The sequence below is a fragment of the Phaeobacter sp. JH204B genome, from assembly GCF_048055755.1.
GTDB lineage: Bacteria > Pseudomonadota > Alphaproteobacteria > Rhodobacterales > Rhodobacteraceae > Phaeobacter > Phaeobacter bryozoorum.
Genome location: NZ_JAYMXF010000018.1, coordinates 61,888 through 84,742 on the forward strand (window position 1 = coordinate 61,888; position 22,855 = coordinate 84,742).

Sequence of the window (22,855 nt, forward strand, 5' to 3'; positions counted from 1 at the left end):
TCTGGCCGAAAAATGACCCTCACAGGCAACTTATTTGCTTTGCCGCGAGTTGGCTCCTTAGGCTTTGCACCGCACAGCGAAAGGAACACCGCATGGTTTCGCAGCTTCTCAGATCCTCGACCGCGTTGGCGGTCATCGTCTCTCTCAGCCTTCCGGTCGCCGCACCGGCGCAGTCCAAATCGGATCCGACCGATCTCAGCCAGATGACGGCGGAGCAGATCACCGAGGCCGTGCAGCGCTGCCTGCGTTGGCTGCAAAACGGCCGCATCACCCCCGAGGGTGAGATCCTCAAAGGCAAGGGCAAAGGGGCCAAGGCACAGTTCTGCCAGGCCTATGTCACCGGAGAGCTGGACGCAGCATTGGATCCGGCGCTCGCGTCCGTTGCCCTGATGGCGGGCGCTGAACAGGCTGAGCCTGCACCTGAGGCAGGCGAACAGGCTGAGCCAGCAGCCCCGACCGAGGCCGAGCAGGTCGCCGCCGCTCCGGTTGAACCTGCCCCAGAACCTGCCACAGACGCTGCCGAATCTCAGATCGCGCCGACCGAAGCTCCGGCCGAGACGGCAGAGACAGCCGCTGAACAGAGCGCAGGTGAAACCACCGCAGAGGCAGAGACACCGGTGGAGCCGGCAGCCAATGACGGGGTGGATACAGCCGCCAGCACAGAGGCAGGCGCCGCCGCCGCACCCGAGGCTACGGCTGAGGCCGAGACCACCTCCGACACCGAACTGGCCGCAGCGCTGGCAGAGGCTGAGGCCGGGACCGACCCTGCACCTGCGTCCGATCCTGAACCCGAACCCGAGGTTGAGCCGCTCGACAGTCAGGCGCAGGCCGACGCCCTTGCCCAGACCGAGGAGGCAGATGACAGCGCCGCCGCCGCAGCGGCCAGCGCCGCCGCCACCGAGGAGGCAGAGGTTGTCGAGGAAACCGTGACCGAGGACAGCGCGCGCAGTTCGGATGAGGAATTTGAAACTGCGGTGAACACCCCGGCGGCTGAGGCCGCGGCCACTGCCGAGACGTCTGCAAACGCTGAAACTGACAGCAACAGCGCCCCTGCCACCGCAGACAACGACGATGACGGTCTCAGCAAGTTGCAGAAGGCCGCTCTGCTTGGACTGGGGGCCGTGGCCATCGGCCAGCTCCTGAAACAGGGCGAAACCGTTGTCAGCAATTCCGGCGACCGCGCGGTGGTTGAACAGAACGGCCAGTACCGGGTGATCAAGAATGACGACGCCCTGCTTCGCCAGCCCGGCAGCAATGTCACCACCTATAAGTTCAAGGACGGGTCCACCCGCACCGTTGTCGTACGCGAGGATGGCGCAGAGGTGGAAACCATCCGCGCCCGCGATGGTCGGGTGCTGCGCCGCACCCGCACGCTGACCGATGGCAGCACCGTGGTCCTGTTCGACGACACCCAGCGCAGCGACAATGTTGTGGTCTCCGAACTGCCCACCGCCGCGCCGCGTCAGTCAGGTTTCAGCAGCGACGCGATCAGCGCCGATGAACTGGCGCTGGCGCTGGCGGCAAAGGAAGCGCCGCAGGTCAACCGCCGCTTCTCCCTGCGCCAGATCCGCAATATTGACGCGGTGCGCCGCTTGGTGCCGGAAATCACCGTGCAATCCATCAACTTCGAGACCGGCTCTGCCGTGATCCGCGCCGCCGAGGCCGAAGAGCTATCGGCGCTGGGCAATGCCATGCGCGAGATGATTGCAAAGAACCCGCAGGACGTGTTCCTGATCGAAGGCCACACCGATGCGGTCGGTGCCGCGCCCTATAATCTGGCACTATCGGACCGCCGCGCCGAGAGTGTCGCGCTGGCGCTCACCGAATATTTCAACGTGCCGCCGGAAAACATGGTGGTGCAGGGCTATGGGGAAACCGATCTGGCCGTGGTGACACAGCGCGCCGACCGCGCCAACCGCCGCGCTGCCGTACGCCGCATCACGCCGCTGCTACAGGGCGGTAGCTGACCGGGTGGCAGGGGGCAAAACCCCCGCATCTGCACATAGTAAAAGGGCGCCCCAACGAGGCGCCCTTTCTGTCTTGATCGCGCAGCGCGGTTACTTCCGGTTGCGTTTCTTGATCGACTTCACGGTTTTCACCATCTTGCCAAAGCTCTTGTCCTTGGCACGGCGCTGCGCCAGCGAGGCCGAGTTGAACGCCTCCTCCGCCGCCAGCTTGCGCCAGCGGTCAAGCCGCGCCGGGTCCACCTCGCCGGCTGCGATACCGGCCTGCACCGCGCAGCCCGGTTCGCCCTCATGGGCGCAGTTGCGGAACCGGCACTGGGTGGACAGCTCTTCAAGATCGGCGAAAACATCGCTCACCCCCTCGGCGGCATCGGTCAGCTGCAACTCCCGCATTCCCGGCGTGTCCAGCACGCCGCAGCCGTTTTCGATGAAATAGAGCTGCCGCCGGGTGGTGGTATGGCGCCCGCGCGCGTCGTCTTCGCGGATGCCTTGGGTTGCGATATCCAGATCATCGCCCAATGCCTTGGTCAGCGTGGATTTGCCCACGCCGGAGGTGCCGAGAAAGGCAATCGTCTGCCCGGCCCGGACCCAGGGCGCCAGCGCCTCACGCGCGGTCTCGCTCTTGGCGTTCAGCGGAACCACCTCAACCAGATCGGAAATCGCCTTTGCCTTGGTGACATAGGGCTCAAGATCGTCGCAGAGGTCGATCTTCGTCAGCACGATCACCGGCGTCACCTCCGCGTCAAAGGCCATGGCGATAAATCGTTCCAGCCGCGCGACGTTGAAATCCGCGTTGCAGGAGGTGACCACGAACATGGTGTCGATATTGGCCGCAATCAGCTGGATCTTGCGATCCTTGCCCGGCGCGCGGCGGCGGATCAGGCTCTTGCGCTCCAGCACCCGGCTATGGGTCGGCAGCTCGGCGTCCAGCATCAGCCAGTCGCCCACCGTGGCCTCGGGGCCGGGGGGGATCACCATGTCGATGCCATCGCCAAGGGCGCGCAGCCCGCTGCGGTTCACCTCGGTGATACGCACGGGCGGATGGCTGGCGATCTCTTCGAGATCGGTTTGCTGAGAGAAAAAGCTCTGCCAGCCCAGATGCTCCAGCGGGCTCAGCGGTCGCGCGGTATCGGCAGATCCGTCAGTGGAGGCGGGGCTCAGGAATTGGGAATAGTCCCTTGTCATTGGGAATGTCTTTCTTGGTGTGATCGCGGGGCCTGCCCGGATCCGTGTCTCTGATGAATGTCGCGCAGATCTTTCCTGACACCTGCGGATGAGCGCAGGTGGTCTTCACCGGGGCAATCTGCAAACCGGGGTGGCCTCTGCCGCCCCTTCTTCACCAGGACATAAACTCTCCAATTCTCTGGCGCTTGGTCTACCCGAGGCGGGGTGACTTGGCAAGCTTTCGCCGCGCGTGGCCTGTGCGGGCTGCCGGGCCTAGCGCGTCAGCTCCCGCATGCCGCGCTCCAGTCCCGCCAATGTCATCGGCACCATCTGATCCTCGAAAATCTCCCGGATTATCTGGATCGAATGGGTATGGCCCCAATAGGCCTCCGGCACCGGGTTGATCCACAGATGTGAGGCCCACTGCGCCCGCGCTCGCTCCAGCCAGACCTGGCCTGCCTCCGGGTTCCAATGCTCATTGGCGCCGCCGGGATAGGCGATTTCATAAGGCGACATCGAGGCATCGCCGACAAAGATACATTTATAGTCCGCCCCATAGGTGCGCAGCACCTCATGGGTGGGGATCTGCGCCTCCCAGCGGCGGCGGTTGTCGCGCCAGACCCCTTCATAGAGGCAATTGTGGAAATAGAAATATTCCAGATGCTTGAACTCGCTGCGCGCCGCCGAGAACAGCTCCTCCACCACCTTGATATGCGGATCCATCGACCCGCCGACATCCAGAAACAGCAGTACCTTCACCGCATTGTGCCGCTCGGGCCGGGTCTTCACATCCAGATAGCCATGTTCGGCGGTGGCGCGGATGGTGCCGGAGAGGTCCAGCTCCTCGGCAGCGCCCTCGCGCACCCAGCGGCGCAGCCGTTTCAGCGCCACCTTGATGTTGCGGGTGCCCAGTTCGACATCGCCGTCGAGGTTCCTGAACTCGCGCTTGTCCCAGACCTTCACGGCGCGCTGGTGGCGGCTTTCCTTCTGGCCGATGCGCACGCCTTCGGGATTGTAGCCATAGGCGCCAAAAGGCGAGGTGCCAGCGGTGCCGATCCACTTGTTGCCGCCCTGATGGCGGCCTTCCTGTTCCTTCAGCCGCTCTTTCAGGGTTTCCATCAGTTTTTCAAACCCGCCAAGCGCCTCGATTTCGCGGCGCTCTTCCTCGCTCAGATGCTTTTCCGCCATCTTGCGGATCCACTCTTCGGGGATATCCACGGCCTGCATCACCGCCTCGGCGGGGATCACCTCCAGTCCTGAGAATGTCGTGGCAAAGGCACGGTCGAATTTGTCGATATTGCGCTCATCCTTCACCATGGCGGCGCGCGCCAGATAGTAGAAAGCGTCGATATCATAGGTCGCCAGCCCGGCCTTCATCCCCTCGAGAAAGGTCAGATACTCCCGCAGGGATACCGGAACCGCCGCCTTGCGCAGGTTTTCAAAGAAGGGCTGAAACATCGGGGTCTCCGTCAGGGCTCATCAGGCGGTCATGTCGCGGTCCATAGCCCCGCGTCAGAGCAGGGCGCGGTCCGCAAGGATGGTTGCAAACATCCCCAGAATACCAAAAACAATGGCGTATGCAGCGCCATATTGCAGTTTGTCCGCCAAGCTGCCGCCGCGTTTCTGGGCCGTACGGGCCCCCAGGAATGCGCCAATGATCAATGCGCCGATTACGATCATGCCAATGTCCGTATGTTAGAGTGTTCAGGTCTCAGGTGGGGCCGCCGCGGGCCGGGTCAAGCCGGTGCGCCCCTCAGCTGTGGTTATTGCGGCGGCGCCAGGGCTGCGATTTCGCGCATTGCCCCCCGGACCGCCCAATCCGGGCCAAACCCGTATCGCGCCCACCCCTGACTGTCCAGCCTGACCGCATAGGCAGCGTCAGTTTGCCCCTCCAGCAGCAGCGCCTCGGCCTCCAGCAGCATCAGGCTTGACAACAGCACCGCATTCTCGCCGCGCGCTGCCACCGGCAGGGCAGGGCGGATCCGCGCCAGGGCGCTGGCGCCGTCGCCGCGCACGATGTCAAAGGCCGCCATGCGGCTGGCGATCTGCGCGCGCAGCAGCGGGCTGTCATAGCGCCCCTGCAAATAGATCAGCGCGGTCTCGAAATGCTGCTGCGCCAGCTCCGGCTCGTCCCGCTGCAGAATGCGCCCCAGCACATAGTGGTTGAACGCCCGCCGGTGATCCTGCCAGCCCAGATCGCGGGCAATGGCGGCGCCGCGATGGGCGGCCTGCAAACGGGTGCCGCGGCCAGTGCCCGGTGTCAGCGCCGCCTCGGTCGCGCGGATCCAGTCCCGAGAGGTGCGCGGCAGCGGCGCCGCGGCGCGCCCGGCACCTGCCGGGTTCAGCCGTGCCAGAATGGCAGGCAGGCGCGCGGCCACCTCGGCCCGTGTCATGCCGGTACGCAGCTCGGGCGCATAGCCCAGCCGCAGGATCAGCATGTCAAACCCGGTCAGTACCGTATGGATATTGTCATCGTTGAACACCGAATCCGGCAGCCGGTAGAGATCGTTCAGCGGCCCGATCGCCTGCGCCAGCTCTTCGTGCAGGCAGTCGCGGGTCTCTTGCGGGCTGACATCATTCGGCACAAAAATCGCCAGCCGCTGACGGGCGCGCAGATTGGCCCAATTGGTGCGCGGATGGCGCTTGTAGCGGCGATACTCCGCCAGCGAGCTGACGTTGGGGACCACGAAACAGGCCGCCCGGGGCGAGGCGCGGCGGATCGCCTTGCGCGGCACGGCTTCGATGGTGATATTGGCCGCCCCGGTGGTCAGCTGCCGCAGGTCCAGCCCCGCTTCTCGGCGCAGTCGCAGCAGCAGCGCCTCCAGATCGCGGGTCAGCCCGCTGCCCGGCTGGCCGGTGACGCGCAGCGTGATCGGAGTTTCAAACCGGGTAAACACAGGCAGTTCGGTGCCGCCTTCGAGCTGGAAATGCAGATCCAGGAAATCCCGTGCGATATCGCTGTTGGCCCGCTGCGGCGCCACCGGATGGGCACGGGCAAAGCTCTTGGCCGGGGCCAGCGCTGCCGTGGCCGCGCCGCGGTGACCGGGGGCCGGCGGGGCGCTTCCGGTGCCACATCCCGCCAGTGTGGCGAGCAGCACCAGCGCGGCGCAGCCGCGCCGGAACACGCAGGACAGGGCAGCCGCCGGGCCGCTGCTGCCGCTGGCAGGCTTGCGCGGGGCCGCGAAGGGGGGCCGGAATGTGAACAAGCGATATCTCCTGCGGCGCGATCGCCCCAGCTTGTGCCAAGACAGGGTTAAAAATCAATGTTATGGCTGGCCTTATCGCAGCGGTGTGACAATGAGAAGAGCCACCCGGCATCACATTGACGGCAAAATTTCGCCCGCGCCGCGGGCGGTGCGTCTCTGTTGATGCAGACAGAGGTTGTGCATCACGGCGGGTCCGATCAACCCTGTCAGCGGTGACGGAACGCAGAGACAGGTTGAAAAGGCTACGCCAATGGCGTATATACGCAAAGAGACACAGAAATGCCTGCGGGTGGATTATCGCATCACCCCGGTCGCGGTCGAGGACGCCATCCACGCCTATCTGGACGAGGATGAGCTGGCCCGGCTGATCGCAACCCTGGTGCGCGACCCCACCATCGGGCGCAAGACGGATGAAGATTACACCCATGTCGCCGGGGATCTGGCGCTGCGCTACCGCATCCATCAGGCCAGCCCTGATCTGATGATGGTCTATGTGCTGCGGATCCACCGCCGACAGCCCGATCCGCGGCTGTCCGGCTTGATGGCGCAGGGGGCACGGGCAGTGCGGGATCTGGCCCTGGATGTGGTCAAATCCCGGATCAAGGCACTATTGAAGGAGGGCAACTGACATGGCAGAGCATCACGCACGGCGTCGAACCGGCAGCCGTATCCGCCAGCAAAGCGAAGCGGACCGCGACGCCATGGCGCTCAAACAGATGCAGGAGGACATCTCCGGCAAGACGCCCTTGGAGACCATCGCAACCCGCGAGGTGCCGATGGTGGATGTCGTGCGCCTGCGCAAGACCCTCGGCATGTCGCAGGAACGCTTTTGCAGCCACTTCGGCTTTCGCCTCGGCTCGGTGCGCAACTGGGAACAGGGCCGCCGCCTGCCGGAACGTCCCGCCCGCATCCTCTTGCGCATGATCGAGGATGACCCCGAGCGCGTCGAACGCTTCCTGCGCGAGGCGTATTGACCTTGTGACCGCTTCCATGCGGGCAGGGCAGGCGGACGGGGCCACCCCGCGGTGCCCCACACCGCAGACGGAAGACGCGGCATAGGCGCCGGTCCAGCCCACTGGCGCACTCAGCCGTCAGCAGGCCGGTGTATGTGCCGCCCCCTTACCAACCCCGTCGCGTCGCCGCGCACCATGCGTGAGCACCGTAAACAACGCTCAACAATCAGGGAGCGGACGTGCCTACATCACAGCTTACGATCACACCCCGGCTGTCCTGCGATGATCTGGTCACATGGGCGCATCGCGGACCCGGCGACAGGCTCGTCGTGTGTTTTTCAGGGATTGGCAAGGATGCCGAAACCTGCCCGCCTTATGAATTCGCGCGAAGCGCGACGGGAAATGGCCGCCACAACACCCTGTTCATCGCGGATCCGCAGCGAAGCTGGCTGAACACGCCGGGTCTTCTGAGCCGCATCGGTGCCGAAATTGAGAGTTACCGCGCGATATGCGGCGCCACCCGTGTGATTGCGATGGGCCATTCCATGGGCGGCTTCAGCGCCATCGTCGCATCCTCCGTTACCCGCATAGACGCCGTTCTCGCCTTTGCGCCGCAGATTTCGATCCACCCCGATATCGTGCCTGACGAAACACGCTGGGCGGCCTATCGCAACCGGATCTCGCATTACGAGGTGAAATCTGCTGCCGATCATTTTCGCGACGGCACGGATTATACCGTCATCCACGGGAGACATGGCCGCGAGGCACCGCAACGGGACCGCTTTCCCCGGCGCGACACCCTTCGCCACTATGTGATGCCCGGCACCCATCATAATGTCCCGCAACGGCTCAAACAGCTGAACTGTCTGGAGCAGGTCGTGCACCTTGCCATCGAAGGGCGCTCACGCAAGCTGCGGCTTCTGTTGAAGCAGACAGCGCAGGCCTATCTACGACCAGAAGAGGAACAGCCCGTCTGATACGGAGGCAAGGACAAAAAAGGCCCGCAACAAGGGGCGGGCCTCTGGTCTGATCCTGCGCGGCTGGCCTTCAGCGACGTCCCCGCGCCATAAAGGCGAGTCGCTCGAACAGATGCACATCCTGTTCGTTCTTCAGCAGCGCGCCATGCAGTTTCGGCAGCGCATCCGCGCCATCGCGCTTCAGATCTTCCGCGCTCAGATCCTCGGCCAGGAGCAGCTTCAGCCAGTCCAGCACCTCTGAGGTCGAAGGTTTCTTCTTCAACCCGGCCGTATCGCGGATCTCGTAGAACTGCGTCAGCGCGGTGGTCAGCAGGCTGTCCTTGATACCGGGATGATGCACCTCGACGATCTTGCGCATGGTTTCGGCATCGGGAAACTGGATGTAGTGAAAGAAGCACCGACGCAGAAACGCGTCCGGCAGTTCCTTTTCATTGTTGGAGGTGATGATCATGATCGGGCGCTGCCTGGCCCGGATCGTCTCGCCGGTTTCGTAGACATGGAACTCCATCTTGTCGAGCTCCTGCAACAGGTCGTTCGGGAACTCGATGTCGGCCTTGTCGATTTCGTCAATCAGCAGAACGACCTTCTCGTCGGCCTCAAAGGCCTCCCAGAGCTTGCCTTTCTTGATGTAGTTCCTGACGTCATGCACCCGCTCGTCGCCCAGCTGACTGTCGCGCAGCCGGCTGACCGCATCGTATTCATACAGCCCCTGCTGCGCGCGGGTGGTGGATTTCACGTTCCATTCGATCATCCGCAGTCCCAGCGCATCCGCCACCTGCCGCGCCAGCTCGGTCTTGCCGGTGCCCGGCTCGCCCTTCACCAGCAGCGGCCGCTCCAGAGTGACCGCGGCATTGACCGCGATTTTCAGATCTTCGGTCGCGACATAATCCTTAGTGCCCTGAAACTGCATGTCTTTCCTGCCTCGTTGCCTCGCTGCAACCCCTGGGGGCGCTCTTATGCAGGTTTTAACCCTTTGTGCGTACTATTGTGTAGTGACAATCGCCTGCGCAGGGGATAAACGCTGCGGCATGCGGGGGGAGCCGCTGAGTTTGTAAACAATACCGAGGAAGACCGGCAGTATGGGGCAAACCAAAGGTAGCGAAATGAAGCAAGACGTGTTCCTGCCGGATGATTATCGTCCGGCTGAAGATGAACCCTTCATGAATGACCGGCAGCAGGAGTATTTCCGTCGTAAGCTCTATGACTGGAAACAGGAACTCCTGGCCGAAAGCCGTGACACCATCGAGGGGTTGCAGGACAATACCCGCAATATTCCCGATGTTGCCGACCGCGCCAGCGAGGAAACGGACCGCGCGCTGGAACTGCGCACCCGGGACCGTCAGCGCAAACTGGTCGCCAAGATCGACGCCGCGATCCGCCGCATCGACGAAGGCGAATACGGCTATTGCGAAGTCACCGGTGAACCGATTTCGCTCAAGCGTCTGGACGCCCGGCCCATCGCCACGATGAGCCTTGAGGCACAGGAACGCCACGAGCGGCGCGAAAAAGTCCACCGCGACGACTGATTTTCTTGCATTTGTGAAAAAAATCACAACGCCGGGGCCTGTCGCTCCGGCGTTTTTCGGTTATCTGGGGGTATCGCCTGGCCAGAACAGACCGGTCGGCGTGCAGACAGCGGGACAGCATGAGACTGACAGACCGGAAAATCACCATCATCGGCGCGGGCATCGGTGGGCTGGCGGCGGCACTGGCGTTCAGCCAGCAGGGCGCCGAGGTCACGGTCCTCGAACAGGCCGAGGCGATCACCGAGGTCGGCGCGGGTATTCAGATCAGCCCCAATGGTGTCGCGGTTCTGCGCGCGCTGGGGCTGGCCGATGATCTCGCCTGGACTGCGCCGCGCGCCCGTGCGGTGGTTCTGCGCAGCCACCGGCGGGGCCGGGAGGTGCTGCGTCTCGATCTCGACCAATATGCGCCGGGGCGGAATTTCTACTTTGTCCACCGCGCCGATCTGATCAACCTGCTGGCTGATGCCGCACGTCGCAGCGGCGTCAAGGTGCGCCTGTTGCAGAAGGTCGACCGCATCAGCTGCGGCGCCCGGCCGGTGGTGCATCTGGCCAATGGCGCGCAATGCGGCGGCGATCTGGTGATCGGCGCAGACGGGTTGCACTCCAAGGCGCGCGCCGCGCTGAACGGCGTGGCCAAACCGCGCTTTACCGGGCAGGTGGCCTGGCGCGCTACGGTTGCCAATCTTCACAATCACCCGGCCGAGGCGCAGGTCTTCATGGGGCCGGGTCGCCATCTGGTCACCTATCCGCTGCGCGACAGCAGCCTGATGAACATCGTCGCGGTGCAGGAACGCAAGACCTGGGCGGATGAGGGCTGGCATCAGCAGGATGACCCCGAAAACCTGCGCGCCGCCTTCCAGGGCTTTGGTGGCGCTGCCGCAGAATTGTTGGGGCAGGTCGATCAGGTGGCGCTCTGGGGGCTGTTCCGCCATCCGGTGGCCGAAGTCTGGCACAAGGGCGCGCTGGCGATCATGGGCGATGCCGCGCATCCCACCCTGCCGTTCATGGCTCAGGGTGCGAACCTCGCGCTTGAGGATGCCTGGGTGCTGGTTGATGCCCTGCGCACCGCCAAGACCACCGAGGCCGGTCTGGCCGCCTATCAGGCGCGCCGCCACGACCGCACCGCCCGGGTTGTCGATGCCGCCACCGGCAATGCCTGGAAATACCACCTGCGCCAGCCGCTGGCCTGGCCTGCGCATCAGATCCTGCGCCTCGGCGGTCGCCTCGCGCCCCAGCGCATGGTGCAGCAATTCGACTGGATCTACGGCCATGACGTCACCGGCGACAGCGCGGCCCCGACCGAAAACGACCCCGGCACCGGCGGCCCCGTCACCACGCTGGCCTGACCGGCGGGCAGGGCGTCAGAACCTGGGGCGCGGCGCTGGAGCTGGCGCATTCGCACACCCTCGTCGCAACAATCCGCAGTTGCTGCTTGCTTAGTTGCACAAAGGCAGGTAGGGAGGTCGGGTTAGGTTATCTCTATCGACTTTTCTGCTCCTTACGGCTCAGCGATGCGATCTTGCACTGACTGGCCGAGCTGCCGCATTCCGCGGGTGGCATTTTTAAGGAGACTTACGATGGCTAATGGCACCGTAAAATGGTTCAACTCTACTAAAGGTTTTGGTTTTATCGCCCCCGAGGGCGGTAGCAGAGATGTGTTTGTGCATATCTCGGCGCTTGAGCGCGCAGGCCTGACCACACTGAATGACGACCAGAAAGTCACATTCGATATCGAAGCCGGTCGTGATGGCCGCGAAAGCGCAGCCAATCTGGCTCTCGCCTAAGCTTTTGCCCCCGCGGGGGTATCTGCTGAGATGATATTCGGGCGCATCGGAAACGATGCGCCCTTTGTTGTTCTTGCGGACTTGTTCTTGCGGACTTGTTCTTGCGGACTTGTTTGTGCGGAGTTGTCCGTGCCGAGGTGAAATCTTTGCGGACCTCAGGGGGCGGCCGATATCAGCGGCCCGCGCGCCGTTAGGGCTGACCCCGGTCAATCCGCCGGATCGCCCGCGACCCGGCACTCAGGCTGCTGCCTTATCCGCCTATAGGTCCAGATCGACCCAGACCGGCACATGGTCTGACGGTTTGTCGCGGCCGCGCACCTCCTTGTCGATCTGGCAGTCGCGCAGCAGATCGGCGGCCTGCGGGCTCAGCAGGAAATGGTCGATGCGGATGCCGTTATCGCGGTTCCAGGCCCCGGCCTGATAATCCCAGAACGAATAATGCCCCGGCCCCTGATGGCGGGCGCGGAACGCTTCGGTAAAGCCGAGTGCGACAATCCGCTGGAATGCCGCCCGGCTTTCGGGGCGGTGCAGCGCGTCGTCTTTCCAGGCTTCGGGCGTCTTGGCGTCTTCGGCCTGCGGAATGATATTGTAATCCCCGGCCATCAGCGCGGGCATTTCCTCGGCCAGCAGATCCTTGGCCCGCTGCCGCAGCCGCTCCATCCAGGCCAGTTTATAGGCGTATTTGCCGCCGTCGACCGGCTGTCCATCTGCGTCCAGCTCAACCGGGTTGCCATTGGGCAGATAAAGCCCGCAGATGCGGATCGCCTGTTTGCCCACCACGGTTGCCTCGATCCAGCGCGCCTGTTCGTCGCTGTCATCTCCCGGCAGGCCGCGCCGCACATCCTCCAGCGGCAGCTTCGACAGGATCGCCACCCCGTTGAAACTCTTCTGGCCATGGGTTTCAACATTGTAGCCCCGGTCCTCGAACAGCTCACGCGGAAAGGCCTCATCGACCGATTTGATCTCCTGCAGCACCACCACATCGGGTTGCGCCTCATCCAGCCATTCCGGCAGCGCATGGATGCGGGCCTTGATGCCGTTGATGTTGAAGGTGGCGATTTTCATATACGGTCTCCTGCCTCAATGGCCCGCAGCGGGGCGCCTGATCTATCGCGCAATCCGGGCGAGGGGGCAAGGGCGTGCCCCGGCAACAGCAGCGAATCAGCAGCACGCGATCCGCTCGGTATCGCCCTCCCGGCTGCCGGGTGATTTGCAGCCCTGCAAAATCATCGCCTGACGGTCTGCTTATGCTTTGTGCGTCTGCGGTTGTGGATAGCTCTGTGGCTAACCTGTGCAGAACCTGCCATTCGGTTCAGGATCAACGGATTGACGCTCCTTCCTAAACCGTGGACCTATCAGAAAAACAACCGATAGGCGTGTTTATCAGTTGCGAAACAGGCATCCCGTGCCAATCGTCGACGGGTGTTTTTCACCTAGAACGGGAGACGATCCATGACCACATCAACCTTGCGCCACGACCTCTTTGCACAGCCGTCGACACCTGCGGCGGCGGAGCTTCATACCGGCGATCTTCATGCCGGGGACGGGGTCGAGATGTTCTCCTCCGGTTCGATCTGCCGCGAGGGCGACGGCAATCTGGGTGCGGGCGCAGGCACCGCGCTGTTCTCCTCCGGTTCCGCCCCGCAGGCCGATGGCGCCACCACCACCGGCGCGGCCACCGGCCTGTTCTCCTCGGGCAGCTAAGCCGCGATGAGCCAGCCCCCCCGGCAGCCTGTCTGACGGTTGACGGGCACAGGGCGCGTTCCATCTTGGTGCTTCAACCATGACCATCATCCTGCCTTTCAAGATCCCGGACGCCGAAATCCGCGCGTCCGCAGATGGCCCGCCCGACCATCCGCCTCCCTCTGGACCGGGGCGGCGGGGCACGGCGCCGGGTACATCGGCTGCAACATGGGTCGAGAGCTTTGCCTGCCACCGGCGCCGGCCGCAGGAGGTCTACTGGCTGAAGGAGAACGCAGAACTGCTGAGCCTGCTGCGGGTGATGCAGCAGCGGGCCGGAGGACCGGCAGGCGCAGGGGGGATCGGCGGCGAGGCGGCGCTGTCCCCCCTGCGCCCCTTCTGTGACGGCGCCACGCGCCAACTGCGGTTTTTCCCGCAATATTATCGCTTTATCCTGTCGATCTGCCTCGACTACGAAGATCTGACCGGCACGCCCGCCGCCGCAGCGGAGCTGGCACATTGGGCCGCGGCTCAGGGTCTCGTGGAGGCGGAACTGTCGGATCTGCAACGCGCTGAGGCACAGCAGTTACTGGCCCGCCGTGGCATTGCGCTGCCGGTTGATCCTGGGCTTGCGGACCGGCTGCGCCGCTTCACCCGCCGCAGCGCGACCTTTGCGATCCCCAATCGCAAGGCTGCCTACGAGCTGACCCATATCGTGTTCTACCTCTCCGATTACGGGCGCCGGGATCCGGGGCTGGACGCCCGCGCCCTGCAAAGCCTGACCTACGCCGGGCTGTTGGCCTGCCTTGATCAGGATCTGGACCTGTTGGCCGAGATCTGCATTGCCCTGCGCTATGCCGGCGCGACGCCTGCGCCCTATTGGGAGCAGCTGCTCAGCCACGCGACCGCGCAGTTTACCCTGACACCAGACGGGTTTGACGGGCGCATGGATGGCTATCACGCCTGTTTCGTTACGCTGTGGTGGCAGCAGGTAACTGCGGTGGGCCGGAAAACCGAGCCCGCCTGTCGGCTCCCCGCAGGCGCCGGGCAGGCCCTGCATATCGCCGCCCCGGCCACCCGCAGCCTGCTGGCGCCGCTGTCGGTCTGGCTGATGGAGGCAGGCGCTGGACCCGGCCGGACAGCACCCGCACTCTGGCAGGATGCCCTCAGCCATATGGCGGCGCACTCTGGTCCCGAGGCCCGCAAACAGTTGCGGAACCTGCAAAACAGCACCCCCGCATTCGAGGCGTTCTGGCAGATCTTCAGCAGGGCGGGGGACTGTCACGCCCGATATCGACGGATCGGGGCAGGGGGACTCAGCCTGTCGCCGTGATCAGAACGCGCCAGCCCGTTTAGCGGCGACGCTCCGGCCATATGGAAGCAGATGACGGATCTGGTCCGCAGGGCACCGCGCGGCCAGCATCACTTAGCGCAAACCGATGGTCATGCAGCCCCTGCGGGCGTTTCTACATCGAAAACGAGGTGCCGCAGCCGCAGCTTGAGGTGGCATTGGGGTTGTTGATCACGAACCGCGCGCCAATCAGCTCTTCGGTAAAGTCGATCACCGCGTTTTCCAGAAACGGCAGCGAGACCTCATCCACCACCACCTTCTGCCCCTGACCCTCAAGGATCAGATCATCGGCCTGCGGGGCATCCAGTGCAATTTCGTACTGAAACCCGGAACAGCCGCCGCCTTCGACAGCCACGCGCAGCGCCTGACCCTGATCGGCCGCGCCGATTTCGGCCAGCCGGGCAAACGCGCGCTCGGTCACTTTTGGAGGCAATTGCATCTCTGGTCTCCCAATACGGTGATCACTGCCGTGTTGCAGCTGAGTTCATAATATAGAAAGGTGACGCCACAGGGACAAGATTGACCGGGGAAAAGATTAGTGACCTACGCGCCTTATGCGACCATGCCCGACCGTAGCCGTGGCCGCCAAGTCCCCGAAGAAGAAAGCAGTTTCCGCTCCCCCTATCAGCGCGACCGTGACCGGATCATCCACGCCAGCGCCTTTCGCAGGCTGAAACACAAAACCCAGGTCTTTGTTGAACATGAAGGCGACAATTATCGCACCCGGCTCACCCATTCGATCGAGGTGGGTCAGGTGGCGCGGACCATTGCGGGCGCACTTCGGCTCAATCAGGAGTTGACCGAGGCGGTGGCGCTGGCGCATGATCTGGGGCACACGCCCTTCGGCCACACCGGCGAGGATGCTCTGCACGCGCTGATGGCCCCCTATGGTGGCTTTGATCACAATGCGCAGGCCATCCGCATCGTCACCTCGCTGGAACGGCATTACGCCGAATTCGACGGGCTGAACCTCACCTGGGAAACCCTTGAGGCGATTGCCAAACATAATGGTCCGGTTGTGGGCGATCTGCCCTGGGCGCTGGCCGAATGCAATGCGGCGCTGGATCTGGAGCTGCACACCCATGCCAGCGCTGAGGCGCAGGTTGCGGCCTTGGCCGATGACATCGCCTATAACAACCACGACCTGCACGACGGTCTGCGCGCCGGGCTGTTCACCGATGCCGATATTGCCGAGCTGCCGGTGATCGGACCGGCCTATCAGGCGGTGGATCGCCGTTATCCCGGCCTTGACGCGCGCCGCCGCCGGCATGAGGCGCTGCGGCGGGTCTTTGGCGTGATGGTCAGCGATGTGATCGACGGCGCCCGCGCCCGTCTTGCTGCCAGCGGCGCGCAAAGCGTCGAGGATGTGCGTGCCCTGGGCGCGCCCGTGGTGGTGTTCTCCGATGCGCTCTGGGCCGACCTGAAGGAAATCCGCGCCTTTCTCTTCACCCGCATGTACCGCGCGCCCAGCGTGATGCGCAAACGCGCTGAGGTCTCCAAGGTGGTGGAGGCGCTGTTTCCGCATTTCCTCAACCATCCGGCAGAGATGCCCGCGCGCTGGCAGGGCGATATCGCCGCCGCCGCTGATGAAACCGCTCTGGCCCGGATCGTGTCGGATTACATCGCAGGCATGACCGACCGCTTTGCATTGCAGGAGCACCGCCGCCTGTTCCCGGCTGAGGCCGCTGCCGCTGCGGCAGATCTGCAAGCCGGGCAATAGGCGCGGGCTGCGCTGCGACTGGCGGTAACGCTGATGCCAACTGGCACTATCCTGAGGCAGGTCAGATGCGGTTTCATGGGGAAGACGCCCAGAACCGCAATCGCAGATGCAAGAGGCCGCCATGGCAAACAATGGCATGACGCATTGGACCGTGACCTTTCAGGATGCGCCAGAGATGGCGCGGATCCGCGCGGATCGCCCGCGCCGGGATGCTCATATCGCCTTTGTACGCGCCCATCCCGAATTGCAGATCGGCGGCGCATTGGCGATGCGGCCCGAGCAGGATTTTCCGGGGGCGATCTGGAATGTCGAGGCGGCCAGCCGCGATGAGGTTGAGCGTCTGATTCTGCGCGACCCCTATTATGTCGCCTCGCTGCGCCGGTATCAGATCACCAGATGGGGCCGTCTGCCGGCCCGTGATGTACCGGTGGCCTGACCTGCCGCGCCTTGGTGCGCATATCGCGTAACCTCGCCCCGCGCGCAATTTTCTTCACCCGGAAAATTGACCGGAAAGCGGGAATTCTCCGGGGCGCCCCGGCCGCTGATGGTGATGGGTTCTGCAATCCTGTTGACCCTTCCTGCCGCCCCCGGTATCCGCTGTGCTGAACAGTTGGGACGCCAGATATGAACCTCTTTACCGATATCCGCTCGCTCGTGATCGACAGCCTGACCGCCATGACCGGCGAGGGCGCGCTGCCCGAAGGGCTCGATTTTGCCAATGTGGCGGTGGAGCCGCCGCGCGATGCCGCCCATGGCGACATGGCGACCAATGCGGCGATGGTGCTGGCCAAGCCCGCCAGGATGAAGCCGCGCGACATCGCCGAGGCGCTGGCGGCGAAGCTGGCCGCGGACGATCGGATCGCCAGTGCTGAGGTCGCAGGCCCTGGCTTCCTGAACCTGCGGCTGGCTCCGGGCATCTGGCAGGGCGTGCTGAAATCGGTCCTGGACGCAGGCACGGATTTCGGCCGCTCGGACGTCGGCGCGGGCAAGCGGGTGAACGTGGAATATGTCTCCGCCAACCCGACCGGCCCGCTGCATGTGGGTCACACCCGCGGCGCGGTCTTCGGCGATGCGCTGGCGGCGCTCCTGGCCTATGCCGGCTATGACGTCACCCGCGAATATTACATCAATGACGGCGGCGGTCAGGTCGATGTGCTGGCGCGCTCTGTCTACCTGCGCTACCTCGAGGCACACGGGCAGGACGTGGCCTTTGCCGATGGCACCTATCCGGGCGACTATCTGGTTCCCGTCGGGCAGGCGCTGAAGGACAAGGTGGGCGATGCCTATGTCGATCAGGGCGAAGATGTCTGGCTGGCCGAGGTGCGCGAATTCGCAACCGATGCGATGATGCAGCTGATCCGCGAGGATCTGGCCCAGCTTGGCATCGAGATGGATGTGTTCTACTCGGAAAAATCCCTCTACGGCACCGGCAAGATCGAGGCGGCGCTGAAAGAGCTGGATGCCAAGGGGCTGATCTATCAGGGCGTGCTGGAACCGCCGAAGGGCAAGAAACCCGACGATTGGGAGCCGCGCGAACAGACCTTGTTCAAATCCACTGATCACGGCGACGACGTTGACCGGGCAGTGAAGAAATCCGATGGTTCCTGGACCTATTTCGCGCCCGACATCGCCTATCACTACGATAAGGTTGAGCGCGGCTTTGACGAGCTGATCGACATTTTCGGCGCCGACCACGGCGGCTATGTCAAACGGATGAAGGCGGCGGTTTCGGCGCTGTCCGATGGCCGGGTGCCGCTGGATATCAAGCTGTGCCAGCTGGTGAAGCTGTTCAAGGACGGTCAGGAATTCAAGATGTCCAAACGGGCAGGGACCTTTGTTACCCTGCGCGATGTGGTCGATGCCGTCGGCGCCGATGTCACCCGTTTCATGCTGCTGACGCGCAAGAACGATCAGGGTTTCGATTTCGACCTCGACAAGGCGCTGGAGCAGTCCAAGGACAACCCGGTGTTCTATGTGCAATACGCCAATGCGCGGATCTGCTCGACCCTGCGCAAGGCGGCAGAGGCCGGGATTGCGACCGACGAGGCCACGCTGGCCGCGGCCGACCTGTCGCTTCTGGACGATTCCGCCCAGCTGGCGGTGGCCAAGAAGCTGGCCGAATGGCCACGTCAGGTGGAAATCGCCGCCCGCACCCACGAGCCGCACCGGGTTGCCTTCTATCTCTATGATCTCGCCTCGGAACTGCACGGGCTGTATCACCTTGGCAAAACCAACGAAGGTTTACGTTTTGTTAACGAGAGCAACCCATCTGCAACACATGCAAAAATGGCACTGGCCAAGACCGTTTCCATTGTCATTTCTGCCGGTCTTGGTATTCTTGGGGTCACACCGGCGCAGGAGATGCGATAGCTAAAATCGCCCAGGCCGCCGGATCGAGGCAGATCATCAAGTAGAAACCCGGATCGGCGCACTGCGTGCCGTCTGCGGGCAGTGAGGCGGAAATGGCGTATTTTACGCAGGCAGGTCACGGCCAGTCGTATTCCAATGGTGGGGACCGTTCTTCGGCCTCCGCCACTGAAACACAGGGCACCCGGCAGGAGCCTTCCTTTGCCGATGCGCATCTGCCCTATCCGCAGCCCAAACACCCCTTCGGATTCGATCCGCAGACATCGGCCGCCGCGCCACAGGCCCAGCAGCCGGCAGCGGGCGGCTATTTTGCGCAGCCCCATACATCCCCCGGACAGGGCGCGCAGTCCTACAGCCCCTATCAGCAGCCCGCGCCCAGCTATGGTGCCTCCGCGCAGGACGCCTATAGCGGGCCGGGCACCGGTCAGGGGCATCGCTACGATGACTACGGGTTTAGCCCGGAACCGGCAGGGGCCGGTCGCGCCGGCCTCAGCAAGGCGTTCAGCGTCCTTGGCGCCGTGGCCTCGCTTGCATTGGTCGCAGGCATCGGTCTCTGGGGCTACCAGCTGATTTCCCGCGATGTCAGCGGCGTGCCGGTCGTGCGCGCCGTCGAAGGCCCGCTGCGGGTGCAGCCCGAGAACCCCGGCGGCCTGCCCGCCGATCATCAGGGGCTTGCCGTCAATGCGGTTGCCGCCAATGGCAATGTCGAAACTCCTGCCGACCGGCTGACACTGGCGCCGCAGGACGTGCAGCTGACCGAGGATGACCAGCCCATGCAGGCGGCGCTCACCACCGGTGCTGCGCGGATCAACGACACCCGCGATGGCGCGGCTGATGCTGCTGCGGCGGCCAATGCCGATACAGGCAGGCTCTCCAGCGAAGCGGTCGCGGCCTATCAGGGCGGCGATATCGACGCGCTGGTGGCTGAGCTGACCGAGGATTTCGCCCCTCTGGGGGAGGAGACCCTGCGCGGCGCCGAACAGCTGTCGGCTTCCGCCACAGCCCCGGCCATCGTCCAGCCACAACCCCTACAGGCAGTGAGCGTCGCGGCCGTGGCGCCCGCGCCAAATGCAGCCCTGCGCAATGCCCCCGGTGTGCGCGTCTCGCTGCGCCCCGCCGCGCGGCCCGCCCGTTTTTCACCAAGCCGCGCCACAGCGTCTGCCCCGGTTGCGCAGACCACGCAGGATGTCTCGCCCGACAGCCTGCCCGCAGGCACCCGTCTGGCCCAGCTCGGCGCCTATGAAAGCGCCGAGGTCGCGCGCGCCGAATGGGATCGCATCCACGGACGCTTCGCCGATTATCTGGAAGGCAAGAAACGGGTGATCCAAAAGGCGGAAAGCGGAGGTCGCACCTTCTACCGCCTGCGCGCGATGGGCTTTGACGACCTCTCCGATGCGCGCCGTTTCTGCTCCGCTCTGGTGGCAGGCAACGCCGACTGTATCCCCGTGACCACCCGCTAGGACATGGGCCTCCCCCCGACACCTCCGCGCCCGGCTCCAGCCGGGCGTTTGTCGTTTTCCATCCGGCAAACTGCTGCCAGTTCGACCCATCCGGCCATGGCGCCGCCCCCGACACTGGTGTATCAGCGCCCCAGCACAAGAGGATCGCAATGCGTTACGGAGCCACAATTCTAGATGCCGAAGGTCTGCGTCTCAGCGCCGCCGAAAAGGCGCTGTTCGCCCGCGCCAATCCCTTTGGCTTCATCCTGTTTGCCCGCAATATCGACAGCGCCGAGCAGACCCGCGCGCTCTGTGATGAACTGCGCGAGGCGGTTGGCCGCAACTGTCTGATCACCATAGATCAGGAGGGCGGCCGCGTGCAGCGCCTGCGCCCGCCGCTGGCACGCCAGTGGCGGCCCGCGCTGGATCACGCGGCGGCTGCCGGGGCAGGGGCGGATCGCGCCATGTATCTGCGCGCCCGCCTGATCGCGGAGGAACTGCGCGGGCTGGGCATCGACAGCAACTGCGCACCGCTGGCCGATGTGGCCGGTCCCGATACCCACCCGTTTCTCCAGAACCGCTGTTACGGCAGCGATCTGGCGGCGGTGGTGCGCCGCGCCCGCGCCACCGCCGACGGCCTGCTGGATGGCGGCGTCGTGCCGGTGGTGAAACATATCCCCGGTCATGGCCGCGCGACACTGGACAGCCACAAGGACCTGCCCCGCATCAGCGCGCCGCTGGATCAGCTGACCGGCTCGGATTTTGCCGCCTTTGCCGCGCTGAATGACCTGCCGATGGGGATGACCGCCCATCTGGTCTATGAGGCGCTGGACAGCCGCCCCGCCACCCTGTCGCCCCGCGTCATGCAGATGATCCGCACCGACATCGGTTTTGACGGGCTGATCATGAGCGATGACATCTCGATGAAGGCGCTGAGCGGCACACCGCAGGATATCGCGCGCGACACGCTGGCGGCAGGCTGCGATGTGGTCCTGTTCTGCAACGCCCCGCTGGATGAGCGCGCCGCGGTGGCGGAGGCTTCGGGCCAGATGGGCGTGGCTGCACAGGCCCGCGCCGAACAGGCCGAGGCCGCCCGCCGCGCTCCGGCCCCGCTTGACATAACCGCGGCCGAGGCCGAACTATCAGCCCTCATGGGCGGACAGGTATATGGCTGACACTTTGTTTGACGACGACGCGACCAGCGTCGAGGAGCGGCTCGCGGCCGAAGCATTGATCGTGGACGTTGACGGCTACGAGGGGCCGCTGGACGTGCTCTTGTCGCTCTCGCGCACGCAAAAGGTCGACCTGCGCCGCATTTCGGTGCTGGAACTGGCGCGCCAATACCTCAGTTTCGTGGAAAAGGCCCATGAGCTGCGCATCGAACTGGCCGCCGATTATCTGGTCATGGCGGCCTGGCTTGCCTATCTGAAATCCCGCCTGCTGCTGCCGCCCGACCCGACGGAGGACGGCCCCTCCGGTGAGGAACTGGCGGCGCATCTGGCCTTCCAGCTGGAGCGGCTTCAGGCCATGCGCGACAGTGCCGCCCGCCTGATGGCGCGCGATCAGCTGGGCCGCAACTTCTTTGCCCGTGGTCAGGGTGAGGATGTGACCCGCATCCGCACCGTCAGCTATTCGGCCAATCTCCTGGACCTGATGCAGGCCTATGCCCGGATCCGCACCCGCGATGATTTCCGCCCCTTCGTGCTGGACCGCGAGGCGATCTTTACCATGGAGGCGGCGCTGGAACGGATGCGCCACCTGATCGGCTACACCGGCAGCTGGACCGATATGCTGACCTATCTGCCCGATGGCTGGCACTCCGACCCGATGAAACGCCGCTCCGCCACCGCCTCCACCTTTGCCGCCTCGCTGCAACTGGTGAAAGAAGGCCGGTTGGAGCTGCGACAGAGCGAGACCTATGCGCCCATTCAGCTGCGCATTCGTGACAAGGATACCTGATGGACGACCACAGCCAGAACACTGTTGCGGAGGAAACCCAAACCCTCTTCGACGCGCCCCCAATGGCCGAACAGGAGCGCATGGTTGAAGCGGTGCTCTTTGCCAGCGCCGAACCGGTGACGGTGCGCGATCTTGAGGCGCGGATGCCGCATGGCTGCGAACCGGGCACCGCGCTGGAGCACCTGCGCAAACGCTACGACGGGCGCGGCGTCAACATCGTGCGCGTCGGCGATGCATGGGCGCTGCGCACCGCCTCTGACCTTGGCTTTCTGATGCAGAAGGAAACGGTCGAAACCCGCAAACTCTCACGCGCGGCCATCGAAACCCTTGCGATCATTGCCTATCACCAGCCGGTCACCCGCGCCGAAATCGAAGAGGTGCGCGGCGTGTCGGTGTCGCGCGGCACCATCGACCAGCTGCTGGAAATGGACTGGATCCGCCTTGGCCGCCGCAAGATGACACCGGGCCGCCCGGTGACCTTTGTGGTGACGCCCACGTTCCTCGATCACTTCGGGTTGGAAAGCGCGCGTGATCTCCCCGGCCTCAAGGAGCTGCGCGCCGCAGGTCTGCTGGAAAACCGCCCGCCACCGGGCAGCCTGCCTCTGGGCGGGCGCGGCGACAGCGACGAGGTCGAGGAACAGCCGGAACTCTTTGGCGACTGAGGGCAGGCCGCCGCGCCGCAAAAGGGCCGCAAACCTCTGCGATACTGCCGGTGCACGCGGTAAGATCCGCATGCAACAGATGCCAGGGCCAAGGAGTGACGCA

Annotated in this window: 23 protein-coding genes; 16 read left to right on the forward strand and 7 right to left on the reverse strand. The window is 64.4% G+C overall.

The window, feature by feature from the left end; translation table 11 throughout:
* Positions 1-92: 92 nt before the first annotated feature.
* Positions 93-1,967, forward strand: a complete 1,875-nt coding sequence (locus VXL81_RS10105) for an OmpA family protein (protein ID WP_416554088.1) — start codon at positions 93-95, stop codon at positions 1,965-1,967.
* A 90-nt stretch (positions 1,968-2,057) separates the two neighbouring features.
* Here the strand turns inward: VXL81_RS10105 and rsgA are convergent, their stop codons facing one another.
* The 4 genes from rsgA to VXL81_RS10125 all read right to left on the reverse strand — a co-directional run bounded on the left by rsgA (position 2,058) and on the right by VXL81_RS10125 (position 6,262).
* Positions 2,058-3,149, reverse strand: a complete 1,092-nt coding sequence (rsgA, locus tag VXL81_RS10110; protein WP_416537764.1) for a ribosome small subunit-dependent GTPase A — start codon at positions 3,147-3,149, stop codon at positions 2,058-2,060.
* 252 nt (positions 3,150-3,401) lie between these two features.
* Positions 3,402-4,586 (reverse strand): vWA domain-containing protein, encoded by a 1,185-nt coding sequence (locus VXL81_RS10115; protein WP_416554090.1) that lies wholly within the window; start codon positions 4,584-4,586, stop codon positions 3,402-3,404.
* A 54-nt stretch (positions 4,587-4,640) separates the two neighbouring features.
* Positions 4,641-4,808, reverse strand: coding sequence for a hypothetical protein (locus VXL81_RS10120; RefSeq protein ID WP_340545170.1), 168 nt, complete (start codon positions 4,806-4,808; stop codon positions 4,641-4,643).
* 83 nt (positions 4,809-4,891) lie between these two features.
* Entirely contained in the window at positions 4,892-6,262 is a 1,371-nt protein-coding gene (locus VXL81_RS10125; RefSeq protein WP_416537800.1) for a DUF2927 domain-containing protein, read from the reverse strand.
* Positions 6,263-6,584: 322 nt separating this feature from the next.
* Here VXL81_RS10125 and VXL81_RS10130 point away from each other — a divergent pair, with 322 nt between their 5' ends.
* From VXL81_RS10130 to VXL81_RS10140, 3 genes are all read left to right on the forward strand, one after another.
* Positions 6,585-6,962, forward strand: coding sequence for a hypothetical protein (locus VXL81_RS10130; RefSeq protein WP_340545171.1), 378 nt, complete (start codon positions 6,585-6,587; stop codon positions 6,960-6,962).
* A 1-nt stretch (position 6,963) separates the two neighbouring features.
* Positions 6,964-7,308 carry a helix-turn-helix domain-containing protein gene (locus VXL81_RS10135; protein ID WP_416540372.1) on the forward strand — a complete coding sequence of 115 codons (345 nt, stop codon included), beginning with the start codon at positions 6,964-6,966 and terminating at the stop codon, positions 7,306-7,308.
* A gap of 218 nt (positions 7,309-7,526) precedes the next feature.
* Positions 7,527-8,264, forward strand: coding sequence for a hypothetical protein (locus VXL81_RS10140; RefSeq protein ID WP_416554092.1), 738 nt, complete (start codon positions 7,527-7,529; stop codon positions 8,262-8,264).
* Positions 8,265-8,334: 70 nt separating this feature from the next.
* On the opposite strand, the gene VXL81_RS10145 is transcribed toward VXL81_RS10140, so the two are convergent.
* Positions 8,335-9,174 (reverse strand): AAA family ATPase, encoded by an 840-nt coding sequence (locus VXL81_RS10145; protein ID WP_340545174.1) that lies wholly within the window; start codon positions 9,172-9,174, stop codon positions 8,335-8,337.
* 193 nt (positions 9,175-9,367) lie between these two features.
* Here VXL81_RS10145 and dksA point away from each other — a divergent pair, with 193 nt between their 5' ends.
* From dksA to VXL81_RS10160, 3 genes are all read left to right on the forward strand, one after another.
* Positions 9,368-9,790, forward strand: coding sequence for an RNA polymerase-binding protein DksA (dksA, locus tag VXL81_RS10150; protein WP_340545175.1), 423 nt, complete (start codon positions 9,368-9,370; stop codon positions 9,788-9,790).
* A 119-nt stretch (positions 9,791-9,909) separates the two neighbouring features.
* Positions 9,910-11,136 carry an FAD-dependent monooxygenase gene (locus tag VXL81_RS10155; RefSeq protein ID WP_416554094.1) on the forward strand — a complete coding sequence of 409 codons (1,227 nt, stop codon included), beginning with the start codon at positions 9,910-9,912 and terminating at the stop codon, positions 11,134-11,136.
* A 231-nt stretch (positions 11,137-11,367) separates the two neighbouring features.
* Positions 11,368-11,574 carry a cold-shock protein gene (locus VXL81_RS10160; RefSeq protein WP_014874221.1) on the forward strand — a complete coding sequence of 69 codons (207 nt, stop codon included), beginning with the start codon at positions 11,368-11,370 and terminating at the stop codon, positions 11,572-11,574.
* A 258-nt stretch (positions 11,575-11,832) separates the two neighbouring features.
* On the opposite strand, the gene xth is transcribed toward VXL81_RS10160, so the two are convergent.
* Complete coding sequence (gene xth, locus VXL81_RS10165) at positions 11,833-12,639, reverse strand: exodeoxyribonuclease III (protein WP_416535899.1); 807 nt, start codon at positions 12,637-12,639, stop codon at positions 11,833-11,835.
* A 387-nt stretch (positions 12,640-13,026) separates the two neighbouring features.
* Between xth and VXL81_RS10170 the strand changes: the two genes are divergently transcribed.
* Complete coding sequence (locus tag VXL81_RS10170; RefSeq protein ID WP_416554096.1) at positions 13,027-13,278, forward strand: hypothetical protein; 252 nt, start codon at positions 13,027-13,029, stop codon at positions 13,276-13,278.
* A 79-nt stretch (positions 13,279-13,357) separates the two neighbouring features.
* Complete coding sequence (locus tag VXL81_RS10175; RefSeq protein WP_416554098.1) at positions 13,358-14,587, forward strand: DUF6902 family protein; 1,230 nt, start codon at positions 13,358-13,360, stop codon at positions 14,585-14,587.
* 133 nt (positions 14,588-14,720) lie between these two features.
* Here VXL81_RS10175 and VXL81_RS10180 read toward each other — a convergent pair whose 3' ends face one another.
* The gene (locus VXL81_RS10180) at positions 14,721-15,044 is read right to left on the reverse strand and encodes a HesB/IscA family protein (protein ID WP_014874225.1); all 324 of its coding nucleotides are present in this window, start codon (positions 15,042-15,044) and stop codon (positions 14,721-14,723) included.
* 99 nt (positions 15,045-15,143) lie between these two features.
* Here VXL81_RS10180 and VXL81_RS10185 point away from each other — a divergent pair, with 99 nt between their 5' ends.
* The 7 genes from VXL81_RS10185 (at position 15,144) to scpB (ending at position 22,752) form a co-directional block, all read left to right on the forward strand.
* Positions 15,144-16,325: a deoxyguanosinetriphosphate triphosphohydrolase gene (locus VXL81_RS10185; protein WP_340545180.1), complete on the forward strand. Its 1,182-nt coding sequence runs from the start codon at positions 15,144-15,146 to the stop codon at positions 16,323-16,325.
* Between the two features lie 121 nt (positions 16,326-16,446).
* Complete coding sequence (locus tag VXL81_RS10190) at positions 16,447-16,761, forward strand: YciI family protein (protein WP_416535895.1); 315 nt, start codon at positions 16,447-16,449, stop codon at positions 16,759-16,761.
* 188 nt (positions 16,762-16,949) lie between these two features.
* A complete protein-coding gene (argS, locus tag VXL81_RS10195; protein ID WP_416535894.1) occupies positions 16,950-18,695 on the forward strand; it encodes an arginine--tRNA ligase in 1,746 nt (581 codons plus the stop codon).
* Between the two features lie 92 nt (positions 18,696-18,787).
* A complete protein-coding gene (locus tag VXL81_RS10200; RefSeq protein WP_416542872.1) occupies positions 18,788-20,152 on the forward strand; it encodes an SPOR domain-containing protein in 1,365 nt (454 codons plus the stop codon).
* A 149-nt stretch (positions 20,153-20,301) separates the two neighbouring features.
* Entirely contained in the window at positions 20,302-21,306 is a 1,005-nt protein-coding gene (gene nagZ, locus VXL81_RS10205) for a beta-N-acetylhexosaminidase (RefSeq protein WP_416554100.1), read from the forward strand.
* Positions 21,299-22,090, forward strand: coding sequence for a segregation and condensation protein A (locus VXL81_RS10210; RefSeq protein ID WP_340545184.1), 792 nt, complete (start codon positions 21,299-21,301; stop codon positions 22,088-22,090). Before nagZ ends, VXL81_RS10210 begins: the two co-directional genes overlap by 8 nt.
* Positions 22,090-22,752: an SMC-Scp complex subunit ScpB gene (gene scpB, locus VXL81_RS10215; protein WP_340545185.1), complete on the forward strand. Its 663-nt coding sequence runs from the start codon at positions 22,090-22,092 to the stop codon at positions 22,750-22,752. Before VXL81_RS10210 ends, scpB begins: the two co-directional genes overlap by 1 nt.
* The last annotated feature ends 103 nt before the right edge of the window (positions 22,753-22,855 follow it).

Excerpts from the sequence above, each read along its gene's own strand:
- VXL81_RS10105 (WP_416554088.1), top strand. The coding sequence starts at position 93 with ATGGTTTCGCAGCTTCTCAGATCCTCGACCGCGTTGGCGGTCATCGTC.
- rsgA (WP_416537764.1), bottom strand. The coding sequence starts at position 3,149 with ATGACAAGGGACTATTCCCAATTCCTGAGCCCCGCCTCCACTGACGGA.
- VXL81_RS10115 (WP_416554090.1), bottom strand. The coding sequence starts at position 4,586 with ATGTTTCAGCCCTTCTTTGAAAACCTGCGCAAGGCGGCGGTTCCGGTA.
- VXL81_RS10120 (WP_340545170.1), bottom strand. The coding sequence starts at position 4,808 with ATGATCGTAATCGGCGCATTGATCATTGGCGCATTCCTGGGGGCCCGT.
- VXL81_RS10130 (WP_340545171.1), top strand. The coding sequence starts at position 6,585 with ATGGCGTATATACGCAAAGAGACACAGAAATGCCTGCGGGTGGATTAT.
- VXL81_RS10135 (WP_416540372.1), top strand. The coding sequence starts at position 6,964 with ATGGCAGAGCATCACGCACGGCGTCGAACCGGCAGCCGTATCCGCCAG.
- VXL81_RS10145 (WP_340545174.1), bottom strand. The coding sequence starts at position 9,174 with ATGCAGTTTCAGGGCACTAAGGATTATGTCGCGACCGAAGATCTGAAA.
- dksA (WP_340545175.1), top strand. The coding sequence starts at position 9,368 with ATGAAGCAAGACGTGTTCCTGCCGGATGATTATCGTCCGGCTGAAGAT.
- VXL81_RS10155 (WP_416554094.1), top strand. The coding sequence starts at position 9,910 with ATGAGACTGACAGACCGGAAAATCACCATCATCGGCGCGGGCATCGGT.
- VXL81_RS10160 (WP_014874221.1), top strand. The coding sequence starts at position 11,368 with ATGGCTAATGGCACCGTAAAATGGTTCAACTCTACTAAAGGTTTTGGT.
- xth (WP_416535899.1), bottom strand. The coding sequence starts at position 12,639 with ATGAAAATCGCCACCTTCAACATCAACGGCATCAAGGCCCGCATCCAT.
- VXL81_RS10170 (WP_416554096.1), top strand. The coding sequence starts at position 13,027 with ATGACCACATCAACCTTGCGCCACGACCTCTTTGCACAGCCGTCGACA.
- VXL81_RS10175 (WP_416554098.1), top strand. The coding sequence starts at position 13,358 with ATGACCATCATCCTGCCTTTCAAGATCCCGGACGCCGAAATCCGCGCG.
- VXL81_RS10180 (WP_014874225.1), bottom strand. The coding sequence starts at position 15,044 with ATGCAATTGCCTCCAAAAGTGACCGAGCGCGCGTTTGCCCGGCTGGCC.
- VXL81_RS10190 (WP_416535895.1), top strand. The coding sequence starts at position 16,447 with ATGGCAAACAATGGCATGACGCATTGGACCGTGACCTTTCAGGATGCG.
- argS (WP_416535894.1), top strand. The coding sequence starts at position 16,950 with ATGAACCTCTTTACCGATATCCGCTCGCTCGTGATCGACAGCCTGACC.
- VXL81_RS10200 (WP_416542872.1), top strand. The coding sequence starts at position 18,788 with ATGGCGTATTTTACGCAGGCAGGTCACGGCCAGTCGTATTCCAATGGT.
- nagZ (WP_416554100.1), top strand. The coding sequence starts at position 20,302 with ATGCGTTACGGAGCCACAATTCTAGATGCCGAAGGTCTGCGTCTCAGC.
- VXL81_RS10210 (WP_340545184.1), top strand. The coding sequence starts at position 21,299 with ATGGCTGACACTTTGTTTGACGACGACGCGACCAGCGTCGAGGAGCGG.
- scpB (WP_340545185.1), top strand. The coding sequence starts at position 22,090 with ATGGACGACCACAGCCAGAACACTGTTGCGGAGGAAACCCAAACCCTC.